This window comes from Lysinibacillus sp. YS11 (genome assembly GCF_002896375.1).
Classification (GTDB): Bacteria; Bacillota; Bacilli; order Bacillales_A; family Planococcaceae; genus Lysinibacillus; species Lysinibacillus capsici.
On record NZ_CP026007.1, the window covers coordinates 3285089 to 3311351 of the forward strand.

General features: G+C 38.2%; 38 protein-coding genes, 1 tRNA gene and 1 pseudogene. 5 read left to right on the forward strand and 35 right to left on the reverse strand.

What is annotated here, in order from left to right; translation table 11 throughout:
* Nucleotides 1-120 precede the first annotated feature (120 nt).
* The 23 genes from LBYS11_RS16395 to LBYS11_RS16510 all read right to left on the reverse strand — a co-directional run bounded on the left by LBYS11_RS16395 (nt 121) and on the right by LBYS11_RS16510 (nt 14257).
* A complete protein-coding gene (locus LBYS11_RS16395) occupies nt 121-1362 on the reverse strand; it encodes a DNA cytosine methyltransferase (protein WP_103118591.1) in 1242 nt (413 codons plus the stop codon).
* 245 nt (nt 1363-1607) lie between these two features.
* Nucleotides 1608-2033, reverse strand: coding sequence for a DUF1064 domain-containing protein (locus tag LBYS11_RS16405; RefSeq protein ID WP_103118593.1), 426 nt, complete (start codon nt 2031-2033; stop codon nt 1608-1610).
* A gap of 9 nt (nt 2034-2042) precedes the next feature.
* Entirely contained in the window at nt 2043-2858 is an 816-nt protein-coding gene (locus LBYS11_RS16410; protein WP_304481696.1) for a DNA adenine methylase, read from the reverse strand.
* The gene (locus LBYS11_RS16415; RefSeq protein ID WP_103118595.1) at nt 2830-3141 is read right to left on the reverse strand and encodes a hypothetical protein; all 312 of its coding nucleotides are present in this window, start codon (nt 3139-3141) and stop codon (nt 2830-2832) included. Before LBYS11_RS16415 ends, LBYS11_RS16410 begins: the two co-directional genes overlap by 29 nt.
* Before the next feature lie 25 nt (nt 3142-3166).
* Nucleotides 3167-3673: a single-stranded DNA-binding protein gene (gene ssb, locus LBYS11_RS16420; protein WP_103118596.1), complete on the reverse strand. Its 507-nt coding sequence runs from the start codon at nt 3671-3673 to the stop codon at nt 3167-3169.
* Nucleotides 3670-4074, reverse strand: coding sequence for a YopX family protein (locus tag LBYS11_RS16425; RefSeq protein WP_103118597.1), 405 nt, complete (start codon nt 4072-4074; stop codon nt 3670-3672). Before LBYS11_RS16425 ends, ssb begins: the two co-directional genes overlap by 4 nt.
* Nucleotides 4071-4259 (reverse strand): hypothetical protein, encoded by a 189-nt coding sequence (locus tag LBYS11_RS16430; RefSeq protein WP_103118598.1) that lies wholly within the window; start codon nt 4257-4259, stop codon nt 4071-4073. The genes LBYS11_RS16425 and LBYS11_RS16430 overlap by 4 nt, the downstream gene beginning before the upstream one ends.
* The gene (locus LBYS11_RS16435; RefSeq protein WP_103118599.1) at nt 4252-4464 is read right to left on the reverse strand and encodes a hypothetical protein; all 213 of its coding nucleotides are present in this window, start codon (nt 4462-4464) and stop codon (nt 4252-4254) included. The genes LBYS11_RS16430 and LBYS11_RS16435 overlap by 8 nt, the downstream gene beginning before the upstream one ends.
* Before the next feature lie 3 nt (nt 4465-4467).
* Nucleotides 4468-4653, reverse strand: a complete 186-nt coding sequence (locus tag LBYS11_RS16440; RefSeq protein WP_103118600.1) for a hypothetical protein — start codon at nt 4651-4653, stop codon at nt 4468-4470.
* A gap of 15 nt (nt 4654-4668) precedes the next feature.
* Nucleotides 4669-4872, reverse strand: a complete 204-nt coding sequence (locus LBYS11_RS16445) for a hypothetical protein (RefSeq protein WP_158651966.1) — start codon at nt 4870-4872, stop codon at nt 4669-4671.
* Between the two features lie 14 nt (nt 4873-4886).
* Nucleotides 4887-5666, reverse strand: a complete 780-nt coding sequence (gene zapE, locus LBYS11_RS16450; RefSeq protein ID WP_103119102.1) for an AFG1/ZapE family ATPase — start codon at nt 5664-5666, stop codon at nt 4887-4889.
* Nucleotides 5647-6561, reverse strand: a complete 915-nt coding sequence (locus LBYS11_RS16455; protein ID WP_103118602.1) for a DnaD domain-containing protein — start codon at nt 6559-6561, stop codon at nt 5647-5649. Before LBYS11_RS16455 ends, zapE begins: the two co-directional genes overlap by 20 nt.
* 15 nt (nt 6562-6576) lie before the next feature.
* Complete coding sequence (locus LBYS11_RS16460) at nt 6577-6987, reverse strand: hypothetical protein (RefSeq protein ID WP_103118603.1); 411 nt, start codon at nt 6985-6987, stop codon at nt 6577-6579.
* A gap of 234 nt (nt 6988-7221) precedes the next feature.
* Nucleotides 7222-7923, reverse strand: a complete 702-nt coding sequence (locus tag LBYS11_RS16465; RefSeq protein ID WP_103118604.1) for an MBL fold metallo-hydrolase — start codon at nt 7921-7923, stop codon at nt 7222-7224.
* On the reverse strand, nt 7923-8651 hold the full coding sequence (bet, locus tag LBYS11_RS16470) for a phage recombination protein Bet (RefSeq protein WP_103118605.1): 729 nt from the start codon (nt 8649-8651) through the stop codon (nt 7923-7925). The genes LBYS11_RS16465 and bet overlap by 1 nt, the downstream gene beginning before the upstream one ends.
* A gap of 2 nt (nt 8652-8653) precedes the next feature.
* Complete coding sequence (locus tag LBYS11_RS16475; protein WP_103118606.1) at nt 8654-10681, reverse strand: coiled-coil domain-containing protein; 2028 nt, start codon at nt 10679-10681, stop codon at nt 8654-8656.
* Between the two features lie 441 nt (nt 10682-11122).
* The gene (locus tag LBYS11_RS16480) at nt 11123-11365 is read right to left on the reverse strand and encodes a hypothetical protein (RefSeq protein WP_103118607.1); all 243 of its coding nucleotides are present in this window, start codon (nt 11363-11365) and stop codon (nt 11123-11125) included.
* Nucleotides 11362-11880, reverse strand: a complete 519-nt coding sequence (locus LBYS11_RS16485) for a helix-turn-helix domain-containing protein (protein WP_103118608.1) — start codon at nt 11878-11880, stop codon at nt 11362-11364. The genes LBYS11_RS16480 and LBYS11_RS16485 overlap by 4 nt, the downstream gene beginning before the upstream one ends.
* A gap of 180 nt (nt 11881-12060) precedes the next feature.
* The gene (locus LBYS11_RS16490; protein ID WP_103118609.1) at nt 12061-12417 is read right to left on the reverse strand and encodes a hypothetical protein; all 357 of its coding nucleotides are present in this window, start codon (nt 12415-12417) and stop codon (nt 12061-12063) included.
* Between the two features lie 16 nt (nt 12418-12433).
* Nucleotides 12434-12670 carry a hypothetical protein gene (locus LBYS11_RS16495; RefSeq protein ID WP_103118610.1) on the reverse strand — a complete coding sequence of 79 codons (237 nt, stop codon included), beginning with the start codon at nt 12668-12670 and terminating at the stop codon, nt 12434-12436.
* Entirely contained in the window at nt 12670-13482 is an 813-nt protein-coding gene (locus tag LBYS11_RS23140) for a BRO-N domain-containing protein (RefSeq protein ID WP_158651967.1), read from the reverse strand. Before LBYS11_RS23140 ends, LBYS11_RS16495 begins: the two co-directional genes overlap by 1 nt.
* A 207-nt stretch (nt 13483-13689) precedes the next feature.
* A complete protein-coding gene (locus tag LBYS11_RS16505; RefSeq protein WP_199768270.1) occupies nt 13690-13968 on the reverse strand; it encodes a helix-turn-helix transcriptional regulator in 279 nt (92 codons plus the stop codon).
* A gap of 52 nt (nt 13969-14020) precedes the next feature.
* Complete coding sequence (locus LBYS11_RS16510) at nt 14021-14257, reverse strand: helix-turn-helix transcriptional regulator (RefSeq protein WP_369823915.1); 237 nt, start codon at nt 14255-14257, stop codon at nt 14021-14023.
* Nucleotides 14258-14410: 153 nt separating this feature from the next.
* On the opposite strand from LBYS11_RS16510, the gene LBYS11_RS16515 reads away from it, so the two are divergent.
* The 3 genes from LBYS11_RS16515 to LBYS11_RS16525 all read left to right on the forward strand — a co-directional run bounded on the left by LBYS11_RS16515 (nt 14411) and on the right by LBYS11_RS16525 (nt 16584).
* Complete coding sequence (locus LBYS11_RS16515; protein ID WP_103118611.1) at nt 14411-14812, forward strand: helix-turn-helix domain-containing protein; 402 nt, start codon at nt 14411-14413, stop codon at nt 14810-14812.
* A gap of 106 nt (nt 14813-14918) precedes the next feature.
* Nucleotides 14919-15407 carry an ImmA/IrrE family metallo-endopeptidase gene (locus LBYS11_RS16520; RefSeq protein ID WP_103118612.1) on the forward strand — a complete coding sequence of 163 codons (489 nt, stop codon included), beginning with the start codon at nt 14919-14921 and terminating at the stop codon, nt 15405-15407.
* A gap of 1 nt (nt 15408) precedes the next feature.
* Entirely contained in the window at nt 15409-16584 is a 1176-nt protein-coding gene (locus LBYS11_RS16525; RefSeq protein ID WP_103118613.1) for a tyrosine-type recombinase/integrase, read from the forward strand.
* A 94-nt stretch (nt 16585-16678) separates the two neighbouring features.
* Here LBYS11_RS16525 and LBYS11_RS16530 read toward each other — a convergent pair.
* Nucleotides 16679-16752: transfer RNA gene (locus LBYS11_RS16530), tRNA-Arg, on the reverse strand.
* Between the two features lie 221 nt (nt 16753-16973).
* On the opposite strand from LBYS11_RS16530, the pseudogene LBYS11_RS16535 reads away from it, so the two are divergent.
* Together LBYS11_RS16535 and LBYS11_RS16540 are read left to right on the forward strand one after the other, a co-directional pair.
* Nucleotides 16974-17728: pseudogene (locus tag LBYS11_RS16535) on the forward strand (SDR family NAD(P)-dependent oxidoreductase).
* A 93-nt stretch (nt 17729-17821) separates the two neighbouring features.
* The gene (locus LBYS11_RS16540) at nt 17822-18472 is read left to right on the forward strand and encodes a hypothetical protein (RefSeq protein WP_048393689.1); all 651 of its coding nucleotides are present in this window, start codon (nt 17822-17824) and stop codon (nt 18470-18472) included.
* Here LBYS11_RS16540 and LBYS11_RS16545 read toward each other — a convergent pair.
* The 11 genes from LBYS11_RS16545 to sdhB form a co-directional block, all read right to left on the reverse strand.
* Entirely contained in the window at nt 18469-19167 is a 699-nt protein-coding gene (locus LBYS11_RS16545) for a YqjF family protein (protein ID WP_103118614.1), read from the reverse strand. The two genes, LBYS11_RS16540 and LBYS11_RS16545, sit on opposite strands and share 4 nt — an antisense overlap.
* Before the next feature lie 59 nt (nt 19168-19226).
* Entirely contained in the window at nt 19227-19388 is a 162-nt protein-coding gene (locus tag LBYS11_RS16550; protein WP_103118615.1) for a DUF2639 domain-containing protein, read from the reverse strand.
* Between the two features lie 108 nt (nt 19389-19496).
* On the reverse strand, nt 19497-20954 hold the full coding sequence (locus LBYS11_RS16555; RefSeq protein ID WP_103118616.1) for a protein adenylyltransferase SelO: 1458 nt from the start codon (nt 20952-20954) through the stop codon (nt 19497-19499).
* Nucleotides 20955-21083: 129 nt separating this feature from the next.
* Nucleotides 21084-21587 (reverse strand): metallophosphoesterase, encoded by a 504-nt coding sequence (locus tag LBYS11_RS16560; RefSeq protein WP_103118617.1) that lies wholly within the window; start codon nt 21585-21587, stop codon nt 21084-21086.
* Nucleotides 21588-21599: 12 nt separating this feature from the next.
* Complete coding sequence (locus LBYS11_RS16565) at nt 21600-22193, reverse strand: XTP/dITP diphosphatase (RefSeq protein WP_066037524.1); 594 nt, start codon at nt 22191-22193, stop codon at nt 21600-21602.
* Nucleotide 22194: 1 nt separating this feature from the next.
* A complete protein-coding gene (gene rph, locus LBYS11_RS16570) occupies nt 22195-22944 on the reverse strand; it encodes a ribonuclease PH (RefSeq protein WP_066037525.1) in 750 nt (249 codons plus the stop codon).
* A 132-nt stretch (nt 22945-23076) separates the two neighbouring features.
* On the reverse strand, nt 23077-23874 hold the full coding sequence (racE, locus tag LBYS11_RS16575) for a glutamate racemase (protein ID WP_103118618.1): 798 nt from the start codon (nt 23872-23874) through the stop codon (nt 23077-23079).
* Nucleotides 23875-23884: 10 nt separating this feature from the next.
* Nucleotides 23885-24337, reverse strand: coding sequence for a MarR family winged helix-turn-helix transcriptional regulator (locus LBYS11_RS16580; protein ID WP_016991542.1), 453 nt, complete (start codon nt 24335-24337; stop codon nt 23885-23887).
* 74 nt (nt 24338-24411) lie between these two features.
* Nucleotides 24412-24633: a helix-turn-helix domain-containing protein gene (locus LBYS11_RS16585; protein ID WP_004226437.1), complete on the reverse strand. Its 222-nt coding sequence runs from the start codon at nt 24631-24633 to the stop codon at nt 24412-24414.
* Nucleotides 24634-24820: 187 nt separating this feature from the next.
* Nucleotides 24821-25285 (reverse strand): acyl-CoA thioesterase, encoded by a 465-nt coding sequence (locus LBYS11_RS16590; RefSeq protein WP_066037526.1) that lies wholly within the window; start codon nt 25283-25285, stop codon nt 24821-24823.
* Nucleotides 25286-25480: 195 nt separating this feature from the next.
* Entirely contained in the window at nt 25481-26260 is a 780-nt protein-coding gene (sdhB, locus tag LBYS11_RS16595) for a succinate dehydrogenase iron-sulfur subunit (RefSeq protein WP_004226431.1), read from the reverse strand.
* Nucleotides 26261-26263 lie beyond the last annotated feature (3 nt).

The following is a 26263-nucleotide window of genomic DNA, read 5'->3' on the forward strand; positions in this document are numbered from 1 at the left end:
GTGTTATAATGCTTGTACCAGATTGTCTTAAAAGGGCATGTACCAATTCGAGCTGTAGCGTCTGCAAACGCTGCGGCTTTTTTATTTACTGCGTATATTCCTCATATTGTGCAGTAACCTCTATACTCCAACTGCATAACGACTGCTACCTGCACACATTTCAGGTAAATTAGCTCTCACTAATGCGTCAGCAAAGGGTGGCGGCACGCTATTTCCTACCCTCTTAATCTGCTCTACTTTCTTACCTGGGTGCTGATAGTTACTTGGAAAGCCTTGTCCAGCAAATAACTCATGCGGTTGTAACATACGTAATCCGATGTCAATAACATGGTAGCCATTAGTGCGAACTGCTGTTAATGCGAAACGATCTTTAGTAGTGATTGTATGCAAAGGTTCACTTAGTCCCTGTGCTGTGCTTTGTCCGTAATATTTGGTTAAAAAAGCTGTCACAAGTCCAAATCTATTACCACCAGCTGTGATTGTGTGAAGTGGTGTGTTTAATGACAATCCTCTAACCTCTTTTTCTGATTGCTCAGTATAATAACTGATTAAAAAGGCTGCTTTATGTTCATCTGGAACCATAAAGGGCTTTTTTGCATCAATTACAAAGCGCTGCAAACCCTTTTCAATACGTTTTAGGGTGTTTGGTACTAGTGGTTTCTTTCTTTCAAATATAGATGGTGCGCCTATACTCCAATCAATTATTTCACTTGCTGTACGCCAAGGTTTTAATCTTCCTAATTGCACAGCTGGCGATTGAGGATCTCCGTGTGTTGGATTTGGCCATTCGATAGCTTTACCATCACATCTAGCAATCATAAAAAATCGCTTACGAATAGTAGGTGCACCATAATCACATGCATGCAATTCCCTAAAATCTACCTCGTAGCCTAATGACTCAAGTGCTTTCACAAAACTTTGAAATGTTTTCCCCTTCAATTCCTTAATAGGTTTACCATTTTCTATTGGTCCCCAATCTTTAAATTCCTCTACATTTTCCAACATGATTACTCTAGGCTTAACTGCTAATGCCCACCTAACAGTAACCCACGCAAGACCTCTTATTTCTTGTTTAACTGGTGTGCCACCTTTTGCTTTTGAATGGTGAGTACAATCTGGACTAAACCAAGCAAGCCCTACTTTACGACCTCTACATGCTTCTTTAGGGTCTACATCCCAAACCGATTCACAATAATGCTCTGTATCTGGATGATTTAACTTGTGCATCTCAATAGCAGCAGGATCATGATTAATTGCAATATCTACGCTCATTCCTGTTGCCATTTCAATACCTGTACTTGCTCCTCCACCACCAGCGAAATTGTCTACAATTATTTCTCTAAATAAGCTTAATTGCTTCACATTAGCTACCTCCTTTACTGCACAATATCTTTCAAATACTCACCTAGCCCACCTACGCAAAAGACTAATCTGCTCAAGCTCTTTTCCGATGCTCCTTAGTTCTCTATAAACCTTGCATCCTCTGCATTTCTTACTTGGATCATAAGCTTTTCGCTTCGGACACCCTTTGCATTTGAGAAAAGCTATGTGGTCCTGCTGATTGATTAGCCTGGCTCTGCGTTGTTTAACTTCCTTGCGAACCGCGTTCACTTCCAGCACCCTACTTTAGCCTCTTTACGTGTTTTCCTAGCCTTTTTAAGTTCATCATGAGTAATCCAACCACCATCAATCTTCGAGTACGTTAGAAGCTTTAATTCATGCGGATAACGATATTCAAATAACTTCTTCCTCAATTCAAATTGCTGTGTAACCATTCCCTTAATATCAACTACCTCTGTATGGCCATCTGCATAATGAACAGTAAAATCCGCATTGTAACCAATCTCACGATATTTCTTACCGTTCTTTTCGAACTTGGGCAATAATACAAACCTTGGCTGTAATTCAAAGGCTGTCACAACGCCTTGTGCTTGTTGATGTTTCAAGTAATCGTAATACCTTGCTTCTATCGCTGAATCGAATGTAATTCCATCATGTACGACTTTTTTGTTTCCGTATTTTGCTTTGCTCATGTTTTCCTCCTACACAATTCCAAAAAGTGTTTCTTGTATATATCCACGCTCAATTATTTGAGGGTTGAGCCACAAACTTTCACATTTTTCTTTTGCAGCTTCAGTTGTGGCCATCTTCGAAATTCTTGTCCAACCTCGTAAGATGTCATTGTACATATCGCTGTTGTAGCCACTAATCATGGCAAAACCTTGATGCTTATTTAAAGCCAGAAGTAATGTTTCGTGTTGCTCATTTGTCATTTCATGTGCATAGTGTCGTTTTGTACGTGTGCTTAATAAATACGGCGGATCACTGTAAATCAAACAATCCTCTTTGTTGTAACGGCCTATTAATGTTGCAGCATCTAAATTTTCAATTTGGACATTTTGTAATCGCTCCGTTGCTTCTAAAACGACATCTGGTAGCTTACGCCAATCAGGTAATGCACTAAATGTTGTTGAGTCTACATTGTGGCGCCAGCCTGTACGGTCGCTTGTTTTACCTCCACGGGCCATCCAACAACGAACAAGGAATACTCTAGCTCTTTCTAAGTCACTTAACCGGCCTTGTAATGCCTCAAAAGATGAAATGTATTCTTGTCTTGAATATGGAGTGAGTTGAATATGTTTAGCTAGCTGTTCCGGTTGTTCTCGAATGACTTTGAATAGATTCACGATATTGCCATCAATGTCGTTCACTGTTTCTATTTTTGAGGGTTGCTTGTTGAATAACACGGCACCACTACCAAAGTGAGTTTCAAGATACACATTGTGCTCTGGCATTTGACTTACTATCCATTCTGCTAAGTTCCACTTGCTACCCACGTAATTTAGAATTCTTTTCATGTTCATTCACCTTCCTCGTAATCATACTCTCCGCATACTTCCTACAAGCTTTATATTTAAGCCTCATATCAGGTCCGTATCCGTTACCAGTCCTTTGCAGAGAACATTTATACCAATGTGTTTTGGAGTCACGTTCATGTTGTTTTTTCTCCAAGTAGTAACATGTTTTACATGTTGCATTCTCTGGTCCATAACCATATTTACGACACATACCATTGGGTTCGATTTGTTTATTCTGCGGTGGTTCCTCTGGTAATCCTAGGTCAAATTCGATTTGCTCCATCAGCTCACCTCAATCCCGTTATTCCTTAAAATGGTAAATCATCCTCACTAACCTCAATCGGTCCCTTACTATTAGCAAATGGATCTTCATCCACTCTCGTATAACTTGGCTGGTTATTATTACCGCCATAATTGCCCTGTGGTGGATTTTGATTCGTTCCACCTGTATTTGTACTAGATTGATAGTTTGGTGTGCTCTGTGCGCCTCCTGTGCTGTTTCTTGGCTCTAAGAATTGGATGCTGTCTGTTACAACGTCTGTTGTAAAAACACGCTTACCATCCTGCCCCTCATAGCTGCCTGTTTGGATTCGCCCTTCCAAACCTATTAAATTACCTTTCTTCATGAAGTTGGCTAGATTCTCAGCTTGTTTACGCCATGCCATACAAGGGATGAAATCTGCCTGTTGCTCCCCTTCATTTTTGAATGGTCTGTTAACTGCCACTGTGAAGCGACATGATGCAATTCCGTTCGGTGTGTAGCGTAATTCAGGATCTTTTGTAAGTCGGCCAACTAAAACGACTCGGTTAATCATGCTGTTACCCCCAATAGGTGCTTGTGTTCATAGATGTTGCCAATGACTTCGCCATCATCTAAATACAGCAAATGCAAGCCCATTAAGCAGTCATTTTCGCCTCTGAAGAACTGAAACATCCCACCGTAATACTTAACAAGTAGATTTTCTGGTAATACTCCTGAAGTTTCATAAGTTAGTTTATTTACTCTTACAATGTCCCCCTCATAAATCTCCTTGCTGTTTGCGTCCTTTAAGCCTGTGTACTGCATATACTGCAATCCGTGGTCATCCTCATTCAGAATAATGTTTACAGCCCTTACTGGATTGCAATTGTATTCGACATGCCCATATAATTCGTTTGAATACACCATGATTTTTAATTCAGAATCCCACGCCCGAAACTTAATCTCTCTACTCATGCAGCCATAGCCCCTTCCATTTTCATAATGAGATAATCCGTAGCCTCTTCGGCATCTTTCAAACCAACTAGGACCCTCAATTGCTCCAAACGGTTATATGCCATAGTTTCGTTTTGTTTGCCTCCAAAGCACTGGAACTGCCCTAAATACAGGATGATCTGGTCGATTAGGAATTGTTCATTCATGAGCTTCACCACCCAAAGCTTCTCGAGCAATTTTGTAAGCTGGTGTTTCCCAACCTTCCATGATAGGTGCTTCAACTTCCATGACTTTTTCTAGTGCTTTACGAAGTCGTTCAATTTCCTCTTTCTGTTTTTCTAGATTTATAGCAATCATTGCTAATTCGATACCCGATAACTCTCTAGCTTCAGGTAGTGGTTTTTTCTTCATCCCTCATTCACTCCCCACTAATTTGTTAAAAGCCTCACGGTTGCCAGTTTCCAAAGCTATGTCGATGGCATTTGCGATGTTAAACGCTTCAATTTCGCTCATAAGCTTGTCCATTTCTCTTTCAAGTTGCTCTCTGTGAAGTTCATTAGCTGCCTTTGCTACATCGTTTACAAGCTTCCAAAAGTCCATCCCAAGACCTCCACTTCATTCAAATAGTTGAAAACTAATGATTACAACCGATTTATCAGGAAAATAATTTTTTCGTTCAAGATTTCTACCTTCCTCAACAATGTCGCCAATGTTTTGAATCGGTGTTGTTCGTCTTATCTCTGCATTAGCAAAGCCAGTATTATGAGAAAACGATACAAAGTATCGATATTTTTTATCCATCCCTTCACCCTCCATCAAGGGGCTGTTGCCCCTCACTGATTTAAAATTGCATTGAATTTACTCAAGCGACCTTTAGCGATTTCTCTACGAAAACTAGTAGCCTCATTTTTAACTGGTTGCGACATTTCGATTAATCTATCAGGTATCCTCTTGCCTATTTGCTCTGGTAAATCTTTTGGATTGAGATTTGATGTTGCTAGAATAGGTTTTTTTCTACGACTACGGCCGTCAAATATTTGGAACATAGTTTCTAGCACCCAATCACTTATTTTTTCTGCCCCTAAGTCGTCGATAATCAACAAGTCACATATCATCAATGCTTTCATAATCTGCTGTTCACTCTCGTTATTGTCGCGATTGAAAGTAGCTTTGATTTTGCTTAGTAACTCCGGCATGGATATGAAAACTATTACCTTACCTTGAGCAGTTAAATAATTGTGTACTGCTGCAGCTAAATGGGTTTTACCATTCCCTACATCGCCCCACAACAAGAGAGATTCAGCGCCAAATTCTTCGAAATGTTCAGCGTAATATTTAGCTGCCTTAAAAGCTTTTTCAGATCCTTGCCGCATAAGGAAGTTTTCAAAACTAGCATTCAAGTATTTATCACCAATATTACTGATAGAGAATAAAGTGCGTACCTCATTTTCTTCTTTGGCTCGTATCAAACGTTCAACCTCTGCCTTTTTAATGTCCTGCTCACATTGGCATACAGGTTGCACCCAACGAGTTCTACCAAGGACCTCAACTGGAATCGCCTTGATTTCATTTCCGCAATGACTGCATATTTCGCTAGAGTGAGAAGCCGTCATATTCTTCGTTACTATGTCGTTCATAGTTTTGGCTATTCCTTGCATCTCGTTGAGCCTCCTTCATTTTCAACTGCAATTGCTGATAAGTAGTGATCATGTCTTTACGCCAGTTGATTAACGTACCTTCTGCATATTTAATTTTGTTACGAGCATTGTTTAATACTGCATTTTGTAAAGCAGCTAGGATTAGATCCACATCTTTGTAATCATCCAAGATGTAACCAAGGTGTTCAGCTATTGTTGGAAGAACAGGTGTAATGTTTTGATTTGTAAATTCAACTAATCTAGCAAAATCATATTGAGAAGAAACCGACTGACTACTCTTTTGTTCTTGTTCTTTTTCTTCTTCTCTTTCTTGTTCTTCTTCTTGTTCTTGTTCTTCTTCTTCCCTATAGTCTATGGAAGTGGTATTGATATGGTATGGATACGGTATCGAACCCTCGCCATTACTAGTGTTAAGTACTTTTGGCTCACTTTTTTCTTCTAACAGTATTGATACGGTATCGATACGGTATCCTAACTGTTCCAAAGAGGTTACATAGCTTCTTACAAAAGGTATATGCTTCACAGCAAGCAGCTCTTTTTCGATACATTTTTTCACTTTCGGTGAGTTGATAAAGTTGTACTTTGCCCAGTTATTTAACATGATTTCTTTTGTTGATTCGTTGTAAGTGATCTTTCCATACTCTACGAACCTTTGTAGTAGCTTCTGAACCGTTTCTCGGTTATATCCTGTGTGCATTTCTATGACTCTATATGGCAATTCGTAGATGCCACATTGTGTTGTATTGCCATTCGTCATCAAATACAGATAGAAGTATTTCTCCTCTGGTGTAAGATCCAATACAAAGCCGTCATCCCAAAACGTTGTGTGTACATTTCTGTATTTAGCCATTTGCCCTCACCCCTCCTAGTACGTTTTAATCGGCTCCCAATCGTTCGCGTAAGCAGCCTCATTAAATTTATCTACTGGCATATCAATGTTGACTGGCTCATATGTTTCAAGCCATTTTGCGACGTCGTAGCTGATAAAAGCTCTATCACCAAATTTTTCATGCATGTATGCCTTATGTGCCTCCGAATGTGCTATTACTTCATCTATTTCTGGTTGCCCTGGCTTTTGACGATCATTACGAACAATGATGAAAGCATCTTGAATATCATCCATCGTTATATCACCATCTGGATCACTGAAATCTGCTACATCAATATCTGCTGCAAGGTAACGTCCTTCTTTATCACGATGTTTTAATACAATGACAGGAACAGTAGAAATAATTTCATCCTCGCCACCGAAGATGTTTTGTTGAAATATTTGCATGGTTCACCCTCCATATTTTCAATATTCAAATTTTTAATCACAGACTTATTCAGTGATCGGTTTGCACTTTTGACAAAGCCTAATACTATATGGTCTTTCTCCTTTGAAAGCCGAACCGAAAAGGTAAGTATATTTAGAACGCTTCTCGATAGGCTTTTGGCAATCGTCACAAATGTATTCCTTTCGAGCTACCTGAACTGCTTCTTTAATCACATTACTCAAAATCACAACCTCCTACGGTATAAAAATCATCTTGCCTGTTGCCCTTGCTACTGCTTTAAAGATGCGCTCTATGTTGCTGTTGCCATCAGATAAATGCAGTAGGTGTATTTCTTCGACCTTTGATAAGTCACTAGCTTTAAAAAACTCTAATAAGTTTTCTAAACTGAAATGAGACTTCATAACACGCTTTTTCATAGCTGGATGAATACGGCCACTCTCGACATTTTCATCTAATGTTTGTTGATCATAATTACACTCAATCATGATGTGAGTTAAGCCTTTGAACCGGTATTTCACATAGTAGGTATCAGTAGCAAATAACAGCTTGCCACCGTTGTCTGACTGTAGTAAAAAACCTAACGGCTCATTTACATCGTGCTGCACATCAAACGGCAATATGGTCCATGAACCTACTCTAAATTGTTCTTTGCTTTTAACCGTTTTAATCCGATGATGATCAAGCGATAATGCCTCTCTAGTACCTTGTGACATATAAACATCAAGCCCCCGATTTAACACCGATTCCACGCCTTTACAGTGATCTTTGTGTTCATGGGTAACTAATACGCCACCAAGGTTAGAAGTCTCGAAATTAACGCCTTGCTGTATCTGTTTGAAGCTGATACCACACTCTAGGAGTAGAGGGGTGCTACCATCTGTAATGTGATAGCAATTTCCCTTACTGCCAGTTGCTAGAGTTTTGATTTGAATCATTAGAACCCTGGTCCATCGCTTTGTTCTTCTGGAAACACTTCTTCAAAAGTGGCATCGATAATCTCTTTGTGTTCAGGCGTCAAACTTGGATCTTCTGATTTAATATCAAGGTCCTCAGTGTTAGCATTTTGCTTTATTTCTTGTTCTACATTCATTTCAACAGATTGTGCACCCTTATCCTCTTCTGTGTACATTGCTCCCAAACTTTCTGGGAATGCTTCACGTAGACCATTTACAATTGCCGATTTACGAATCATATTCATCGGCATATCTTTCCACGTAGCTTGATTTTTACTAAACTCTTTGAAATCTATTTTTGTAATAACAGGCACTTTTCGGTCCTTTCGGTACACCTTGCACCATCCACCAATAAGCTTGTCCTTATCTAACTTCACAGCACCCTCAACTTCGACTAATTGACCATCTCGCTCAACAATGATTCCTGCCTCAAATCCTTCGTATTTATCGTGACCCTCCGCACGTTTCATGAACGCTTCTTTTGATACAATAATTTGTGCTGGACTTGAACCAAATTTGATTAAATATGCTTCATTTAAAAATGGATTTAGCTTTTGGAATTTACAAAGATTCATGAACATAACTACTTCTTGTTCACTTACACTTCCGTTACCACGTACTAGATACTGCATTACTGTATTGCCTGATAGTTTTACTTCTTCACCATTTACTTCAAATTTGATAGGCGACGTCATTACTGCATTTGTCATTTTTAAATTGCCTCCTTAAGTATTGGTTGTTGACCTTCGACTTCAACTCGTAACTGCTTGTCCTTCTCTGAAACTACTAAACTAATAAGTTGAGTATCCACATCAATAAACTTGGTTACAGCCTCGGCATTATCCACGAAAATAGGTGCTTGGATACCGAAATGAGCAGATAGTGTATTGATGATGTCTAGGCCGACATTGATTTTCGCTGCATTGTTAAGGCCTGTGCCGTATGGTACACCCTTGAAAGTTGTTTCACATACCTCATTTAAACCGCCATTTACTTGTGTATCAAACAGTTTGAAACGTGCATATTTGAACTTGCTATTAATGCGTTCCGTTAGCATGTTTACCTTTGTACGAATAAATTCTTCTATTAAGAAGGTTGTTTGCTCTAGCTTTTCATACTCTTGAGCAAGTTTTACTTGCTGATCTTCCAGCTCGATAATGCGTTCCTTACTCGCTTCAATATTTGCGTGTTGAGCAATAGCGCTATTGCACTCTTTGCGCTCAAGATTGAGCTTATCAATTTCTTCGTCGATACCAGCAACTGCCTCGTAAGCATGCTCGTTTAACTGTTTAATTTCAGCCTGCAATGCTTCTATTTGTAAATTAATAGATTTATATTCATCAGTCGTTGTAACGTCCTTCACTGATGATTGTGCTGTTTCAAGTGCCTTTTGAGCTTTCTTCAACTCTTTGTCTTGTACCACTAAATCATCTTGATACTTGTTCATTTCTGCTAAAATGACATCATGTTCATTATTTAAGGTAGTTAAGCGTGCATTTAATTCAGCAACCTTTTCCCTACGAATGCCACCTTCACGTTGAATATCTTTCAAGCGAATTGTTTTAAATTCATTAAACTGTGCTTGAGCTTCATTACGAGCAGCCTCTACTTGTTCAATAGGTAAAGATTGCTTACATGTTGGACATTCACAGTTATCTTCAAAATGGAACTGTTCTTTTTCTACTGCAAAATACTTCTCACGTAGATGGTCCATCTCTTTCGTTAAACGTCCGATTTCATCTTGTATACGATTAGCTTCATCTACTTTAAATTTCCGATTGTTATCAGCCTGTTGCAGTTTGCTATTAATGATCTGAGTGTTTCCTTGAACTTCTTGCAACTTGGCTTGAGCCTTATACACTTCTTGCATACTATCAGCTTCGAATGAACGTTTGATATCACTAAGTTTCATTTCTAACTCTAGTAACTGGCGCTGTTTATCAAGTACTGATGCACCGTTCTTCACGCGGATTTTTTGTTCCTGTAATTCCTCAATATTCGCCTCAATCTTAGACACCTGTTGACGCATTGTTTCAACATCTACCATTGTTTCTGGCATCATTTTATTGATTTCATCAATACGTACTGGAATCTTCTCCAGTTCTTCATTGATGTGCTTTTTCTTGCTGGCAATGATTTTCTTCATATCCTCTAGCGACTTGCCATTTAATAAGTCGTTCAGTTTTACTAGTGAAGCGTTAGATGCGATTACTTCCTCGTCTGAAGTATCACCGCATATTTCTAAAAGTAGCTTACGTTTATCCTGCCATTTCATCTGGTTAAAATAAGTTGGTGATGTTAAAAGTTTGAACACTTCTTCTTCAACGATTTCAGCAACTTTCGCTGTGTACTCTTTCTTATTTAGAGGTACATCATTTACCGCGTAATCTACGGTATGGCCTGTAAATTCTTTGTTGGCAGCACCACGTTTTTTAGTCCAAACCTCTTTGTAGATTTTCTTTAAAGTGATTGGTACTCCATCTACTAAAAATGTTCCTTCGACTGTATGCTCGAGGTTATGTTGTTCGGATCCATCACCATTTAATGTTTTAATAGCAAAATCCTTTTTGTTGTTGCTGTCTTTATCAAACAGTAGCCATAAAAACGCATCAAACGTTGTTGTTTTACCTACCTCGTTATCACCAAAAATCTGTGCGTTACCACCATCTAATTGAATGTCTAGCGATTTAATGCCCTTGAAATCACGTAGTTTTAATACAACTAACTCAATTTTCTTCATATCCTTTGCCCTCCTGTGGTAGAATGATATAAATATTGTTTTTGCAGACCACTGTTCGCGCAGTGGTTTTTTATTTTGATGGATAACCACCAATCTACTTACAAAACTGTCGTCGCAACTGGGGCCTATCGGCTGTCGCTCGCAAATGGTCATGGCGTACTGTGCTAGGTTTTTTAAATAGATTGCTAATCCCATCAAGCAACTTACAGTGGCAAAGCATAACCGTAGGGAGACGGTGCTGTAAGCTGCTTGACGAGAGCGAGATAACTCTCGCAAACGTCAAAACTTGTGATATAATAGATTTGTATATGTTGTCTCGCTGTTTAATCTTCGCTCGATTAAGCAGCTTTTTTATTGCCATTTAACTTCTCCAACACCCTCTTATCACAGAAGAAATGTACATATATTAACCTCTGTTTCAATGTCATGTGTCGCCACGCTCTAGGCTTGATGCGCAAGTTTCTTCACCACCTGAACAAGTATTCCTCGCTGGTTTAAATCAGCAACCGTTGCCCATAACTCTTTTTTCTTATGAAGTTTTTCTAGTTGATTCAACGAATTATGTAGGTCTCGTTCTAGTTGTTTTGCTATGTTGATACGACCTGCTTTTACATGTAGTTTGATTACATCTGTTAGATCATCGATACATCTGATTTCACGCTCAATTTGTTCATCTATATTCATTTAATAAATCCTACCTTTTGAAGATATTTGTAATGGTCCATCCAAACCCCTGTGTAACTAATCCCAAGGTGCTCTGTGGTTACAGCAATAAAGTTAGCCAGTGCTGTAGCTGCCTCAACCGCCTCTTCGATCATGTCCATAATGTTTTTTCGCTCATAATGCTCGATTGCATCACTTGGTTTGGCTAAGCTTGTACTAGTTATGGCATCTAAGGCTTCTTGGAGTTCTTCAATTGTTTTCTCACGTACACTACAGCGATGGAGGTCTACGTTTGGGCCGTTCAAGTAAATAGGTCCTGTTCCTGTGTACTCATGCTGCACTGCTAAAGCAAGCTTCGGATTATCAAACCGATTAACCAGTGTTCTACTAATATCCGATGGCACTTTAGCACGGCCATTTTCATATCGAGAAAGCCGTTCCCTTCCAACACCTATGTCCAACCCGAGGCTCAATTGAGTTTCGCCACCCCTCAATTCCTTGATTACTCCCCCAACAGTATTTTCAGTGACATTCACATTTACCACCCTTTCTATTAAATTAAGGTCACATTTCAGTCTAAAGTTAACTTGGTTGCAACCATCAAGTTTCAGTAATTTGTGTATAATAATGGTTAAGAGGTAGATTTGCCCCTACCTCTTAGATTTCTACTAGATTGGTAGTTTGATTTATCTTGAGGCCATTTGCCCTGGCCTCTCCTATGCTCTTAATAATCTAAGTCTTTCATTTTCACTCACGTAAATACCAAGACGCGAGTTCATGTATGATACATTATTGTTTTTCCATGCCAACACTTTGTCCCGAGGATAACGAGCACTTAATGCAAGACATTTTGGAAAACCATCCATTCGAATTATTTTTTCTACTGTTGGTAATTCGCAGTTGAATATTTTAGCTACATCTTCTTTTTTTAAGTTTGGTGGTAGAGAATTTTCGAATTTTGCTTTTTCTATCTCTCGTCCATCCTCTACACCCTGCTTATATGCTTTTTGAAGAAAGTCAACTAATTCTGCATTGAGTAAGGCGTCTTTTAATTCGTCGATAGTTAGATTCATTTTTTAACCTCCTACTCTATCGATTTTCTGAGCGTTTAAGAGCGTCACTAGCTTGTTGTAAAATGAAGATGACTTCATCTAATTCTTCATAGTTAAGACTTAAAGTAATACCTGTGTTTTCTGTGAATCCATCAGCTTCATTTCCATCTACTGTATTTATGGATACAACAGATAAAGCACTATCAATATTTGTATCTGTTTCTATTGCAAATTGATCTGTGAGTAAAATATTTTTTCTGATGAGTTCTAACACTAGGCACCCAACCCTTCTACCTTAATTTTGTGAGTTATAGCCATCTCTTTCACGATAGCTAAGTAGATTTCAATCAGTTTAGGATCACCAGCAATTACATCAATCTTTTTAAACTTTTCAATCTTAGCTTTAGAAATGATTCCGTTTGATAGGGCTTCTTTTTTCCGGTTCTCCAAACGAATATTTAAACGACAATGACCCCGTTTTTCTAACAACTCATAGCTTTCGTTTCGTACTAGGCGATATTGTTCACCGCCTCCGCGAGCTAAAGCAATTTTGTTAAGAATGACATTAACCTTGTCCTTCCACTCCGTTAGATCGAGGGAAACAATTTGAGAAATATTTTCTTGTTCTCGTTCTAGTTGATTTTGCTGATATTCTATTTTTTCAAGCCTTTCATCCTGTTCACGCTGTTTCAATTCTGTTGAAGCAATTGCCTTGTATAGATGATTAAACATTTGTAGTTCAGGACTTAGCTGAGTAGTATCAATTGAATAACTACCTGTTTTTCGAAGTGATGGGATAACCTCAATCGCTAACCAATCTTGGAATTTCTCAGCTACGTCATTTGAAGCTTTGAAAGCTAGTTTGTAGACCAATGATTCAGGGATAAAATCACCTTTTGCCACATCTGGCAAATAACTTGGAAGGTACTCATTTACACGTCCCCATCTAATGTATTCTTTTCCTTGAACAGTCGTAGTAATTCCAAGACACCTTGCTACTTGCTCAACGTTAAATAAAATTGCGTCTCCTTCTGTTTTTGCACCAACTTCGAATAATTCGTTTTTGAAAACTTGTAATTGATTCATTTCAATTCCTCCTTTGTTGTAATTACCATTATAAGAATTGATTGATATCCATTTTTGTTATAAAAAGGAAATATAAACTTATATCGATTTAGTTGAGTTTTAAAATTCATATAAAGTGTTAGAATTTTAAACTCTAATGTTTATAGCTATTTATACTGATTTGTATACAGATTGGAAAAAATCAATAAATATCATGTCAAGTGTTTTTTATAAATCAGGAAACAATTCAAAAAAATGTGTTTCTAAAACTTTTTCCAACTCCATCGAAATATCCAAACTCGGATTTCCACGGCCATTTTCAAGATGAGCTATCATCGCTGTTGAACATCCAACTAATTTTCCAAGTTGAGCTTGCGTTAACCCTTTAGCTTTTCTCGCAGCAATTAAGCATTCACGTTTAGGTCCTTTGAGGTTTCTGAATTCCTCAGTTGGATTAATCTTTTTATTACGTTTTTTTCTTTTTGGTTTGGTCATACTCCAACCCATCTAAACACCTCTTTTCGAGTTATATAAAAATCAACTGATGATATATAGACATTTAGGCCAGTTTTTTAGTACAAGAATCTTGTACATTATAACCAAATAAAAAGACTACATCTTTTTCTAAAATTTTTGATACTGCCATTGCCACCTCTAAACGGGGTTTAGAGTAACCTGTTTCCCAATTAGATATAGCTGCTTTGGAAACGCATTTCAATAATTTGGCTAATTCTGCTTGAGTAAGGTTTTTGTTCTTTCTAGCACTTATCAAGTTCAAGTTTTTCAAACCACTCACCTCCTTTTGTATGACTAACTTGTACTTTTATATTAACAACAAGATTTTCATACGTCAACACAAAAGTATGATATTCTTATACTTTTTATTTTCAAGATAGTTATATTCATTATTTGATAGTACAATTTACTTGTACATAGTGAGGTGATTATGATGTTTAACCATAGATTAAAGGCTGCTCGGAAAGCCAAAAAACTTACGCAAGAACAGTTAGCCGGAAAACTTCAAACAACTAAAGGTACAATTAGTAACTATGAAAATGGACATAGCACGCCTTCGAACGAAATGCTTGTTTTATTATCAAAAATACTCGATGTTACAACTGACTATTTACTAGGAGTTACCGATAATCCTAACCCTGTAGATTATAAATTAGCTGGAATCTCAGATGATGACTACAACAATCTAAGCACATACCAAAAAGAAGTTATTAATTTCTTCTTAACTAGAGAGAATTTGTTTTTTAAAAACCAACCAGAAAATTTACTTGATGCCTTGGAACAATTCGAAGTTTATTACGAGGTATGGAAAAAGCAACGAGAAAATAAGAAGTGATTTTACATTCTTATGTAGACTTTCCAGACATTTAAAAATTCGCCTTTTCAGTGGTGGATTTTTTTGTTAACATAAAGAGAACATATGTTTGCAAAAGAGGGATGTTATGACGTTTGTTTATACTCATTTAGAAGATTACATTCGCGATTTATACACTAGTATTGGGGTAACTAAACCTTCCCAATTAAATCCGCGGATAATTGGCTCGAAGCTTGGCTTCACCGTAATTTACTTACCAATAGATTCAGTAAGTTACGACAATATAATAATCATAGATTCAAGATTATCTAAGCAAGAACAATGGCAAGAATTTTGTCATGAATTAGGCCATGTAATCTCGCATTCTGGCAATCAAACAAAAACTCACCCTTTATTTAGAGAGTATCAGGAATGGAAAGCTAATAATTTTGCGTTACAAGCTTCTGTTCCTACTTTTATGTTAAATAAAATTAGTCTTCCTATAGATGAAGAATTGGCGATTATTAAAATTTGTCTACTTTTCAAAGTTGAATATGACTTCGCTGAAAAGAGACTGAATCATTACTTAAACAATCATTTTTTTAACAATTGTACTCTAATAGAAAGGAGTTACTAGTATGGGGTATGTAAAAAAAATTGGGAAAAACAAATACTCATTATATGCAGACTTAGGCTATAGAGGGAAAAAGCGTGTTCGTAAATATAAAACCGTTGAAGCGAAAAGCGAAAAGGAAGCAAAACGTTTGCTAATTTTATTTGAAGAAGAGTTACTGCGAAATAAAGAAGTATATTTTAATAATTTGGACACTATCACTTTAAACGATCTTTATCCTCGCTGGAGAGATGAGTATGCTGAACAACATTATAGTATTAGAGGGTTTAGAGATAATTGTAATCATCTAGAAAACCGAATACTTCCTATTTTTGGAGATATGAAAGTAAGAGAAATAAAAAAAGTAGATATTATTTTCTTTGTTAATGAACTTCAGAAAAATAATAAAAGAAGAGATGGTAATACTGGACCTCTCGCACCATCAACGGTACACAATATATACAAGGCTTTTTCTAGCATAATGTCAGTTGCTTTAGATTGGGAAATTATCGAAAACAACCCTTGCAAAGACATACCTTTACCTAAACTAAAATACAAAGAAGGAAAAGCATATAGTCAAAATCAAATTTTAATTTTATTTGATCGCTTAAGAAAGAACGCTTCACCAGAAAGAAGGTTATTAGTTGAATTAGCAATTGTAAGTGCTGCACGACAAGGTGAGATAGTTGCTTTGGAAGAAAAACACTTGAATCCTGAAAATAATACCCTATTAATAGAACAAGCTCTTGTTAACGTTAAAGGTGATGGTATTGTACTGAAAGAGACAAAGGGAAAAAGAAAAAGAACGATTTCTATTCCTCCAAACATTATGAGCAATCTTGTTACCCTTGCAGCAGTTAAAAGATATCAACTTGAAGAGGCTGGTGATGAACGAGAATGGAAAGAACACAATTTCCTTTTCTCTAACGAATTTGGCAAACCATATAGACCTGATTCAATAAGTCAGTGGTGGGAACGTTTCATGAAAAGAAATACTGATTTGGAGACTATTCGTTTTCACGACCTTCGCCATACTTCGGCTACCCTATTAATTCATGAAGGTGAACACCCGAAAGTTATTCAAGCTCGTTTGGGACATTCAAGTATTACGACTACAATGAATACTTATGGTCATTTATTAGAAGAAACTGATCAACGAGCTAGTGCTCACTTTGATAAGCTTTTTAATAAAAAGGATTGATTTGGACAAATTATGGGCAAATTTTAAGGCTATTCATATTAATGCATAAAAACAAAAAGCCTTACAACCGTTGTGGCTGTAAGGCTTTGTTTGACGTCCCAGGAGGGATTCGAACCCCCGACCGACGGCTTAGAAGGCCGTTGCTCTATCCAGCTGAGCTACTGAGACATGATGTCGTTTCTTATGTATTCCATAGGAAGGACAATATTTATTATATGTACTTTATAGCATAATGTCAACATTAATTTTACTATGCAGGCAAGGTTTGCCTCATATATTTTATCATATGTTGCCACAGCATCCATTATACCATTTCCTCACCCACTTAACAGGACGGATAGCAAAATATTTGCTACACTATTGGCGATAAAAAAGTAGGAGGTATGCGGATGTTTAAAGATTTAGTCGTTATTGTTACAGGTGGTGCACAAGGGATTGGTAAGGGTATTACGCTCGCATATGCACAACAAGGTGCAAAAGTGGTGATTGCTGATTTAAATGCAGGCTTAGGTCAACAGTTAGAAAAGGATATGCTTGCTCAAGGCTACTCTGCATTATTTGTTCCAACGGATGTGACAAAGGAACAGGATATCATCCATTTAATGCAGCGAGCTGTTGAGCAATATGGGACCATTCATATATTAATTAATAATGCTGGGAAGTTTCAGCATCAATCTCCCTATGAGGTGACGTTTGATGAGTGGCAGGATTTGTTGCAGACGAATTTAACGGCTACCTTTTTCTGTGCCAGGGAGGCTGCAAAAGTGATGCGGCATAATGCAAAGGGTGGTTCCATTGTTTCGCTGGCCTCAACGCGAGCTGAAATGTCAGAGCCTCATACAGAAGCTTATAAGCTTATGCGGCTACAAAGGGCGGTATCATAGCGTTAACACATGCTTTAGCACGATCTTTAGGGCCAGATCAAATTACAGTGAATTGTATTTCACCTGGGTGGATTGAAACAGGTGATTACGAGGCACTACGGCCAATCGATCATGCGCAGCATTTGTCAGGAAGGGTTGGTCTGCCTGAAGATATTGCACAGGCTTGTCTCTATTTAACAAACCCAATCAATAACTTTGTGACAGGTATTAATCTTACAGTTGATGGTGGCATGACGAAGAAAATGATGTATGAGGCGTAATTTTGTTGTCTCTTCTTTTCTTTCTTGTTCTTCATACTCCGAGATTCCTTAGAGTATGCTACTGTAGGAGAAAGAACAAGAAGGAGTGAAGCCTTGTACCCCTATTCAAATGGTTTTTCATTAAGCCAGCTGTATCATGCTCCCTATACGCAGTATACGGCTCCGATTCGTCACTTTTTACAGTCAAATGATTACCGACGCTGTATTAGTAAAGGCGAAGCAGACTTTATGGCTATGAACCGCTTACTTTGGATGGAGCATGTGAATTGGACACGGATGACTATTATTAGCATTGTGTTTAATTTGCCTGATTTACCCTTTGTGCAGCAGCGTTTGCTACGCAATGCAACCGATTTAGGGAATTGTTTACGCCCCTTTTATGGTGACTCCGTGGCGGATCGTTATGCAGCTTTAATTAAAGAGCATCTGGTAATTGCGGCTCAATTAGTGACAGCTGCTGCGAAAGGTGACGCTACCACAGCGGAAGCTAAAGAGAGGGAATGGTATCGTAATGCAGATGATATTGCTTTCTTTTTGCATACAATCAATCCATACCTAACTAGAGAGGCCGTACAAAAAATGTTTTATACGCATTTAGCTTTAACGAAAAATGAAGCTGTCACGATGATACAAAAAGATTATCAGGCTGATGTAGAGGTATTTGATGAAATTGAAGCAGAGGCACTTGCGATGTCAGATATGATAGCCAGCGCCATCGTTATGCAATTTTGTTACCTCTTTTAATGCAAAAATCTTGATGGATTTATGACCATTTTACGCTCAACTGCTGGAGGAAAAACTCTCGCCGTTTTGTTTTTAGCATAATGAGCACGAGGCTGCATGCCCTGAAGTTTCCCCTTCATAAAAGAGGCTAATGTATTACTTTCAATCGTTACGTTGGCTCTTTTTAATTCCCATGGAGAGTGGTGAATATCAAGGCGAAAAAGTGTATCCTTCCATTTCGCCCATGAATGGTAGCGCTCTACAATCCATCGGTCAAAATTAGTATTGGTCTTGTCTCCTATTGTATAAATAACCCTCAATCTTTCGTCACATGCTTTGTAATGGCTTGTATATGAATAGTGATTTCCTCTTTGTTTTACTAGGATGTTGGAATGGCGATATGGCAAGCTCCCAATTGCAGTGATTTTTGATAGGAAATAATTCGTCACATCTAAATGAAAAAAATAGATGCCTTTCACGCCGTTATACTCCACATATGTTCGGACATTCAATTGTAAATAGGTATTCATCCCAGGAAGAGGTGGTAGAAAGCGTAGCCGATGTCGATAAACTTTAAAAAGGACAGCACTAAGCCAGGCATTTTGTTCAAAGAGATCAAGCTTCAGTTCTTTAGGTACATGTTTTTCGAGTTCTTGAGGGTCTATCGGCCAATGTAAAAATAGAACATCTTGCCATGTTTGAGTCATCATCCACATCGTAAAACTCCTTTCTAATCACTAGTTTTTCCTAGAAAGGAGTTATTCAAACAAACGGTCTATTGATTTTGCTCAGCAGACTTTATTTCGACATAACGATAATATAAATTTCGTAATTCAGATTCCTTATATAAGCCTAAATGACTTTTAAATTGAGGATGAACCATTATTCCATGAGCACGCAATACTTTGACAAACCAACCCTTTGAATATTTATGCACCGACCCTATTCTCCTTTATCTTTATTCATACATAGAATATGCGTTTGAATACGGTAGAGTGCCTTTATACAAATAAAAAACGAGAGAATAAATAACTCTCGTTTTTACTTATGTGCCACAAAACGTACGATATGGTTGATTCGTCGGTTCAGGTAATGAAGCGTATTCTTGTTGCTCTTTATTATGGGCATAAGGCTGAGCTAGGACTTTTAGTAGGTTGTTCATCACACTATAATCGCCTCGTTCTACAGCCGCTTCCAAAGCTTCTTCTACCCTGTGGTTACGCGGAATAACAGCTGGATTATGTTGACGCATTAATTGCTGTGACATGTCTTTTGTTTGCGGCTGTCTCGCTAATCGAGCTTGCCATTTGTGATGCCAGTCCTTAAAAGCTGATGCGTTAAATAGCGAATCCTCCAATTGCTCAAACGTTAAGGCGATAAATGTATTCGTATAATCAGCTTGGTATTGCTGCATAAGCTGAAGAAGCTCTTCAACAAGCTTGATGTCCTCTTGCTCCTCATTAAAAATGCCTAGCTTTGCACGCATTCCTTCCAACCAATTTTCTACATATAATTTTGGATACTGTTGTAGCGTTTCTTGTGCCAGTTGAATGGCCTTTTCTTGATCATCATCAATTAAAGGTAGTAAGGACTCTGCTAAGCGCGTTAAATTCCAGCCACCGATATTGGGCTGATTTCCATAAGCATAGCGTCCTTGGTGATCAATCGAGCTAAACACAGTCGCAGGATCATAGATGTCCATGAATGCACAAGGACCATAATCAATGGTTTCACCGCTAATGGTCATATTATCGGTGTTCATGACGCCATGGATAAAGCCCACTAACTGCCACTTTGCTATAAGGGAGGCTTGTTTCTTTATGACTTCATTTAACAAATAAAGATAACGATTTTGATTGCCAATATTAGCTGAGTAATGTCGTTCTATTGCATAATCAGCTAAAAGCTGTAGCTCCTCATCTGTCCCCCATTGCGCAGCATATTGAAATGTCCCTACCCGCAAATGACTACTTGCAACTCTTGTGACAATAGCGCCTGGTAGTTCTGTTTCTCGAATAATCATTTCACCTGTAGTGACTACTGCTAGACTACGTGAAGTTGGGATCCCTAGTGCAAACATCGCTTCACTAATAATATACTCCCTTAGCATTGGACCTAATGCGGCTCGCCCGTCTCCACCGCGAGAATAAGGTGTTCTACCTGATCCTTTTAAAGCAATATCATACCGTTCCTTTTGAGGTGTGATTTGCTCCCCATATAATAGAGCCCTACCATCACCTAGCATATTAAAATGACCAAATTGATGCCCTGCGTAAGCCTGTGCAATCGGTTCGCCACCTTCTGGAATTGTATTACCAGCTAAAACGGCTAATGCTTCCTCACTCTTTAAAGCCTGAATGTCTAACCCAAGTGAGGCTGCAACTGATTCATTTAATAAGATCAATTTTGGTGAACGAACAGGATTTAACGATATGTCGGAATAAAAAATACTTGGTAGTTGAACGTAACTATTATCAAAATGCCAGCCAATTGTTTTTTTCATGTTTTCTCCTTTATTGCCTTTACGATTTATTTTTGCTATTTCAGCATGAATCATTCATAGGCAATTTTACCATTATCAGTAGCCCAAATAAAAATCCGCATACTTTACTAGTTATGCGGATTTTCTCTATTATCGTCGATCAAATGTATATGTAGCCATACATTGATTATCATCTGTCATGCAATCAACTTTAAAAGATGTCGCATTGATTTCCACAACAGCAAAGCTTTTCTCTTTACGACCACGTGGTTTTAATAAGCTGCCTGGATTTAAAAATAGGATATCATCCATCATTTCGGCACCAAGAATATGTGAATGACCAAAGCAAACGATCTGTGCACCTACTTCTTTAGCACGATAGGATAATGATAAGATGGAATTTTTCACATTGAATAAATGACCGTGTGTCACAAAAATCTTTACATCATGGACCGTGAAAATTTCTTCTTCAGGGAAAGCCTTCTCACGATCACAGTTTCCACGTACTTTTTTCAATCCTTCTAATGCCTCATGTGAATAGGGAAGTTCACTATCTCCACAATGAACCACAATATCTATTTCAGGATAAAAACCTTTAACCTTTTCGATGACATGGCTGTCACCATGTGTATCGCTCATAACAAGCATTTTCATGGATATCACCTCTTATTTGATAAGATTCGGTAATTGCTCCTTTAACTTGCGAATTGCATTGCCTCGGTGAGAAATAGAACCCTTTTCCTCTGGTGAAAGCTCAGCCATCATTCGATTTAAGCTTGGCACAAAAAAGATTGGATCATAGCCAAAGCCATTCGTTCCACGCTTTTCATGGGCAATGACGCCTTCACATGTACCAAATACCGTTGTTGTTGCGAAATCAGGTCCTGCAATTGCAATACAGCAGCAAAAACGTGCTGTACGTTTGTCATCTTCGACACCTTGTAAATTTTCTAACAGTTTAATCATGTTTGCTTCATCGTCATGGTCACTTGCATAGCGAGCGGAGTACACACCTGGCTCACCATTTAATGCATCTACTGCTAAACCACTGTCATCTGCAATAACAATGGTATTAAGCTCCTTCGCCAATGCTTCTGCTTTTAAGATGGCATTTTCTTCGAATGTTGTTCCTGTTTCTTCTATTTCCATATCTGGTGCCACTTCAAACATTGTTACGACTTCATAACCAAGTGGTCCAAATAATGCTTCAAAATCTTTTGCTTTTCCTTTATTTTTTGTGGCGATGACTACTTGTTTCATATTATTGATTCCCTCCAACTTTGTGTGCCAGTTCACCAAGCGTTATTTTTTGAAGCTCAACTAATTGTTGTATGCCTTTTTCACCTAATGCTAACAATTCATTTAGTTCTTCACGAGAAAAAGTAGCTTCCTCACCAGTACCTTGTAATTCAACAAATCGTCCTGCGCCTGTCATCACAATGTTCATATCAACAGCTGCAGCAACATCTTCTACATAATTTAAATCAAGAATAGCGCCTTGTTCTTCAACGATCCCAACACTTGTAGCTGCTAAAAAGTCTATTACTGGGAATTTTTCAAATGGCTTTTCTTCAGCAAATTTAGCAATGGCCTGTGTCATGGCAACAAATGCTCCCGTAATGGATGCTGTACGAGTACCTCCATCCGCTTGAATGACATCACAGTCAATCCATACAGTACGTTCGCCTAGCGCTTCTAAATCGACTACAGCACGCAATGCACGCCCAATCAAACGCTGAATCTCCATTGTACGACCATTGACTTTCCCACGAGAGGATTCACGTGGTGTCCGTTGAGCGGTTGCACGAGGCAACATGGAATACTCGGCTGTAATCCACCCTTTTCCTTGCCCACGTAGAAAACCAGGTACCTTGTCTTCAATCGTTGCGGTGCAAATTACTTTTGTATTGCCTACTTGAATTAATACGGAGCCTTCAGGGTGTAATAGATACTCACTATCTATTTTCACAGGTCGTAGCCCATCTGCATTTCTACCATCATATCTTGTCATATATTTCGTTCCTCCTAAAAACTTTCGCGCCCTCATCTTATCATAATTTGTGCCATCAAAAAAGTACTCGGTGGCTTATGTACAATGCTGAAAACGGCAAAAATCAGCCTAGCCTGTTGCTAAGCTGATTTTTTATTTTAATGTGATACGTTTTATGTCGAGAGTACCTTGCTCTAACCAATTCTCAGCAATCGAACGGAAAATTGGGACAGAACCAGTTGCAAAAAATCTATGAGCAGGCACCGCATTTGCATTTGCTAAAGTGCCATTATACGCTAACATTTCCTGTACATCCTTTGCTGTTTCCTCCGCAGAAGATAAAACATTCACATCTTCTCCGACAACAGCTTCAATTTGTTTTTGTAAAATAGGATAATGTGTACACCCTAAAATAACCGTATCAAATTGTCGATTTTTCAACGGCTTTAAGCCTTCTGCTATTAAATTATTTGCAAAGTCACCTTTATATTCGCCACTTTCTACAAGTGGTACGAATGTGGGACAAGCTAGTGGAATAATATGTGTTGACGTATTAAGTGACAATAAGGCTTCTTCATACGCCCCACTTTTAATTGTTCCTTCTGTTGCAAGCACAACGACTTCATGTCGCTTCGTTTTTTTTACAGCTGCACGTGCGCCAGCATTGATAACACCTAGTACTGGAAAAGGCATATTTCTTTGTAAACTTTCGAGTGCTACTGCAGTCGCTGTATTACAAGCTATAACGAGCATCTTAACATTCAATTTTTCGAGTGCTTTTGCCATTTGCCAAGTAAAATTCCGTACTTCCTGACGACTTCTTGGACCATACGGACACCTTGCTGTATCGCCAATATAATAAATCGTTTCGTTTGGTAATCGCTTCATGATTTCTTTTGCTACGGTTAAACCGCCTACTCCTGAGTCAATAACGCCTATCGGGGCATTCATACTTTCCGCCTCAATCCTGTTTCATGTGTACATGTAGTTTTTCTAAATAGCTTGATAATTGCGCGACTTCTTGTTCATTAAAACCAACAAGCATCTCTTGCAAATATTGCTGTCTTTTTTCAATTACTTCTTGAATGATACGTTCGCCCTTTTCGAGAAGATGAACGACAACGACACGGCGATCATTTTCATCACGCACACGCTTGACTAATTCATTTTTCTCCATTCGGTCCACTAAATCTGTTGTCGTGCTAAAAGCTAAATATAAACGGTTTGATAATTCGCCAATTGTAATATCACCAAGCTCTTCTAACCACTGTAATGCAACAAATTGTGGCGGCGTAATCGCATAATCGGAAACAATTTCTCTTCCCTTTTGCTTCACGATGGCCGCTATATAGCGTAATTCCTTTTCAACCGTTGCAACGGTTTCAGGTGAGTGCTTTGTTACTTCATCCGACATATAACTATTTCACTCCTAAAAATACGTTGAATAGTTCTATTTTGTCGTTTTTTTCACGAAATAGCAAGTGTCCATTAGTCTAATTTAAATTCTTCCAAGCGTAACAGCTCAATTAACGCCTGAGATCGATTCGTTACACCTAGCTTTTGAATTGTATTGGAAATGTGATTTCGCACTGTTTTTTCACTAATACCAAGCTGCTCTGCAATATCTCTCGTTGTTTTTTCAGCTAATAAAAGCGCAAATATTTCACGTTCTCGGTTTGTTAAAAGAGAACGATGATGAGAGCCATTCATTCAGTTACACCCTCCTCCCCCGCACGTATTGTAACTTATGTTAAGGGGCAGGAAGCGGTGACGGCTATTTGCATGATTATTCCATGTTTCCTTAAAAATTTCGAAAATTACATTGTTACATTCATAAATTTTACGTAAAAAGCAAAACCTACTATTTCAATAAATTTACATATACTTATATATTGAACTAGTGAGGCAGAATGGCCAACTGAATGAATTTCGTTTTTTCTTCCTCTGAAATCGGCACACTTTTACCTGTACGAGGATCCATTTGTACAATTGTTCCACGACCAGTGAAACAGATTTCGTCCTTTTGATTTTTTGCTAGATAGTGAATGTCCATCGACGAATTCCCAACTTGCGCGATTTTTGTATAGATTCGTAGTACGTCATCAAAGAAAACCTGCTTTACATAATCGCATTGTAAATCGGCTACAATAGGTATAGATTTCACATTCTCTTCTCCAACTGGGGGCATTAAAATTCCTAAATGTCTGAAGTAATCAATTCTTGCTTGCTCAAAATATGTAAAGCTAATCGTATTGTTCATATGACCATACATGTCTGTTTCTGAAAATCGCACTCGTACCTCGCTAAAAAATGAAAAACCCTTTTCCCACTCTTGAAAATTATCGATATAATTTGCCTTCATGATATACCATCCCCTGTCATGTAATTGCCCGTCTTTTATCAATCAACGGCAAACAAAATGAATACTTATTCATTATAAAAGAAAATGCTATATTATCATAGAAAAAATGTAAATAAACAACTTGATAAATTTCATTTCTATAACTATAAAAAACTCCCTTACACTTCGTGTAAGGGAGTTCAGCTTGTCCGTATATTAGTCTACGTAGTGGTCAGAACCGAAGAAGTTACGGAACATTTGCACTGTAGTTGCACGGTTTAATGAAGCGATGGATGTTGTTAAAGGAATCCCTTTTGGACATGCAGCAACACAGTTTTGAGAGTTACCACAGTTTGCAAGGCCACCGTCACCCATAATCGCATTTAAACGTTCATCTTTAATCATAGCACCAGTTGGGTGAGTGTTGAAAAGACGTACTTGTGATAATGGAGCTGGTCCGATGAATGAAGCTTTTTCAGACACGTTTGGACATGCTTCCATACATACACCACAAGTCATACATTTAGATAGTTCATAAGCCCATTGACGTTTACCTTCTGGCATACGTGGACCTTCACCTAAATCATACGTACCATCGATTGGTACCCATGCTTTAACTTTTTTAAGCGCGTTGAACATACGTTCACGGTCAACTTGTAGGTCACGAATAACAGGGAATGTTTTCATTGGCTCCAATTTAATCGGCTCTGTCAATTGGTCTACTAGTGTAGAACATGATTGACGTGGACGGCCATTGATCACCATTGAACATGCACCACAAACTTCTTCTAAACAGTTCATATCCCATGATACTGGTGATGTGTTTACACCATCTTCAGTAACAGGATTTTTTTGAATTTCCATTAAAATTGAAATTACGTTCATACCATGACGGTAAGGCACTTGGAATTTTTGCCAGTAGCTATTGCCGCCTTGTGTATCTTGACGTAAGATTTCCACTTTGACCATTCTTCCAGTATTAGCTGCGATTTGCATAAC